Here is a 3,220-nt window from a genome sequence, read left to right on the forward strand (position 1 = left end):
AGACCTACGGAGAGCGGCCCACCCACCTCGTCCGCGCGCCCGCCCGGGTGAACCTCATCGGCGAGCACACCGACTACAACGACGGTTTCTGCCTTCCGGTGGCCATCGACCGGGAGCTGTGCATCGCCCTGCGCCGTAACGAGGCGCCCGAGCTCCGGCTGGTGTCCGAGCAGGACGCGGTGCCCGCCGTGATCCCGCTGCCGCCGCCGGGCCTCGACACGCCGGTGTCCGCCCGGGCACCCGGATGGGTTCGGTATGTCGAGGGCGTCGCGGTGATGCTGGCCGCCGGATCGGGGAGCTCCCGTGCCGCCGCCGGGTCGAGCTTCCCCGCCGGAGGGGGCTTGGTGCCCTGGCGTGGCACGCTGGCCAGCGACATCCCCGTCGGCGCGGGACTGTCCTCCTCGGCCGCGCTGGAGCTGGCCGTCGCCCTGGCCGGTGCGCATCTCGCCGGGTTGACGCCCGCGCCGACGGAGCTCGCGCTGCTCGCCCAGCGGGCGGAGAACCTCTGGGTGGGGGCGGCGACGGGCCTGCTCGACCAGCTCGCCTGCGCCGCGGGCGTGGCCGGCCACGCGCTGCGGATCGACTGCCGCACGCTGACGACCGAGCCGGTGCCGCTGCCGGGCGGGCTGGCCGTGGTGGTCATCGACACCGGCTCGCGCCGACAGGTGGTGACCAGCGAGTACGCCACCCGACGGGCGGAGTGTGAGCGGGCGGCGCGGGCGCTGGGCGTCGCCGCGTTGCGGGACCTCACGCCCCGGTCGATGGACGAGGCGGTGGCCCGGCTCGACGGGGCGGCTCGGTCGGGCGGGGCGGGCGGCGTGACCGGGCCGGACCCGGCCACGCTGGACCCGGTCGCGGTGGATCCGGTCGCGCTGCGCCGGGCCCGGTTCGTCGTCGCCGAGAACGCCCGGGTCGACGCCGTCGCCGTGGCACTGCGCGCGGGCGACGCCCCAACGGCCGGGCGGCTGTTGCTGGCGGGGCATCGCGGGATCCGGGAGGACTTCGAGGTGTCGGGTCCGGAGCTCGACGCGGCGGTCCAGGCGGCTTCGGCGGCTCCGGGGTGCTTCGGCGCCCGGATGACCGGCGGTGGTTTCGCGGGCTGTGCGGTGGCCCTCGTCGACAGGTCCCGGCTGACCGCCTTCACCGAGGCGTTCGAACCGGCGTACACCGCGCTGTCCGGCCGGCGGGCCGTGCTGCATGTCTGCTCGGCGGTCGCCGGCACGTCCGTCCTGGACCTCGGGTAGCGACCGGGGGCGGAAGTCGGCGGCCCATGGTGGGGGCGAGCTCCGCGGCCAGATCGGCGAGGGGCGCACGGAAGGTCATGGTCAGGGCGGGGTGGGAACAGCAGGCCGCACGGCCCAGGCCCGCGTCACACCTGGTCGCACTCGTGCGGCCCTTCTCATGTCCCGCGGGCCACTCGTCCCGTCCGATCCTCAAGTCCCACCCGATCCTCAGGCCGTTGACAGCGTCCACGTCTGCCGCATCCCGGATTTTGTCGAGTCGGAGTGGCTCGGCGTCGCGATGGGCAGCCGGAGCTCGATGCTCTAGGCTGTCGATCATGGCTCTGGCCTGGGCTGTTGCACTACCGCCGGACCGCTGCAAAAGTAGCCCTTGGACCATCGTAGATCATGGCGTTGACCTGCAGCTTTACCAGCGGGTCGCTGATCATCCCTGGAGGGATCGTGGGGGGCACGGCGGGCCGGTGATGGTGGGATCATGACGGTGAGCCTCAGGGACGGGAGAAGACTGTGATGTCCGAGGAAACCGCCGATCCGTCAGGTGGGCCCGCGGCCGAGCGTGAACCGGGGGCGCGGTCGCCAGCCGGTCGGGAACCGTCCGGGCAGCCGGCGCCCGATGCCGACGCGGGGCGCGACGCCGACGCGGGGGCGGATGAGGCTGGGGCGACGTTTGCGGGCAGGTTCGACCTCCGTCCGGTCGACTGGGACGGCTCGTTCTCCCGAGTGTGGAACGCGCGGCATGGCCAGGAGTTGACGAATGAGCTTGCCGCCGAACAGGAGCGGCGGGAGAACCGGAAGCGGATCGAGGAGTACTGGCGGGAAGCACGGGAGCAGATGAACGCCGAGTTGGCCCGGGAGGCGGCACGGCGCCGGGAGGAGGACCGCGAGCGGGCGGTGGCGGAGGGCGGACGAGGCGCTGCTCCGCAAGCTGGAGCTGCTCGATCGGCTTCCGCCCGTCGACCCCGGTGACCCCGACGAGCCGGCCGGGCCGGCCGACCAGCGGTGACCGGCGTGCCGGCGTCAGTCAGGGGTCGCGGTGGCGGAACCTCGGCTCCACCGGGATCGGCCGTTCGAGGGGCGGCTGATCGTGGCGGACCTCGCCGACAGTGTCGGCGAGGGTGCGGCGGGCCCGGGTGCTGTCCGGATGGAACGGGCCGTGCTCGCGCAGCGCGTCGGTGAGCGCGGCGCGGTAGAGGGGGACGGCGTCGGCGGGCCGGCCGGCCTGGCGGTAGGTGTCGGCGAGGGCGGCGCGGGTGTCGGGGTGGCCGGGGCCGAGGAGCCGCTCGCGGACGGCGAGGACACGTTCGTCCAGGTCGACGGCCTGCGGAAGCCGGCCGGTGGTCCGGTAGACCTCGGCGAGCCCGTCGGCGGTGCGCAGGGTGCGCGCGTCGCCGACGCCGTGCGCCCGGCTCCGGTCGGCGAGCAGCCGTTCGAGCAGCGGCACGGCCGCCTCAAGCTGGCCGGTGCGCCGGTAGGTCGTCGCGAGGGTGTCCCGGGTCTCGACGGTGTGGGGGTGCGCGCGGCCGAGGACGTGCTCGTGGCGGTCGAGGGCGCGTTCGAGGTGGGGGACGGCGTCGCCGGGCCGGCCCAGCCTGAGGTGGGCGGTGGCGAGGCTCTCGCGGGTCTCGGTGGTGTCGGGGTGGTCGGGGCCGAGGGCGCGTTCCCGGCCGGTCAGCGCGCGGCCGAACTCGCGTGCGGCGTCGTCGAGCCGTCCGGCGTACAGGTGGGCGCGGGCGAGTCCGTCGACCGTTTCGAGGGTGTCGGGGTGGTCGGGGCCGAGGATCCGCCGCCGGTCGGCGAGGGTGTCCCGCAGCAGCCGGGCCGCCTCGTCGCCGCGGCCGGCGGCGTCGTAGGCGCGGCCGAGACTGTGCCGGCCTTCCAGGGTGTCGGGGTGCTCGGGGCCGAGGATGCGTTCCCGGGCGGCGAGGGTGCGCTGGAACATCTCGACCGCGCGGTCGGTCTGGCCGACCTTCTGGAATAGC

General features: G+C 75.0%; 3 protein-coding genes. 2 read left to right on the top strand and 1 reads right to left on the bottom strand.

What is annotated here, in order from left to right; all coding sequences use genetic code 11:
• Both galK and AC08OX_RS16390 read left to right on the top strand, forming a co-directional pair.
• On the top strand, positions 1–1,244 hold a 1,244-nt coding region (galK, locus tag AC08OX_RS16385), incomplete at its 5' end, for a galactokinase (RefSeq protein WP_476608616.1).
• Between the two features lie 507 nt (positions 1,245–1,751).
• Complete coding sequence (locus tag AC08OX_RS16390; protein ID WP_476608617.1) at positions 1,752–2,207, top strand: hypothetical protein; 456 nt, start codon at positions 1,752–1,754, stop codon at positions 2,205–2,207.
• A gap of 55 nt (positions 2,208–2,262) precedes the next feature.
• Here the strand turns inward: AC08OX_RS16390 and AC08OX_RS16395 are convergent.
• Positions 2,263–3,220, bottom strand: a 958-nt coding sequence (locus AC08OX_RS16395; protein ID WP_476608618.1) for a tetratricopeptide repeat protein, incomplete at its 5' end; no start/stop codon positions are given.

Source organism: Frankia sp. CoBUL1, assembly GCF_978021245.1.

Coding starts and splice junctions, on each gene's coding strand:
- AC08OX_RS16390 (WP_476608617.1), top strand. CDS start 1,752: ATGTCCGAGGAAACCGCCGATCCGTCAGGTGGGCCCGCGGCCGAGCGT.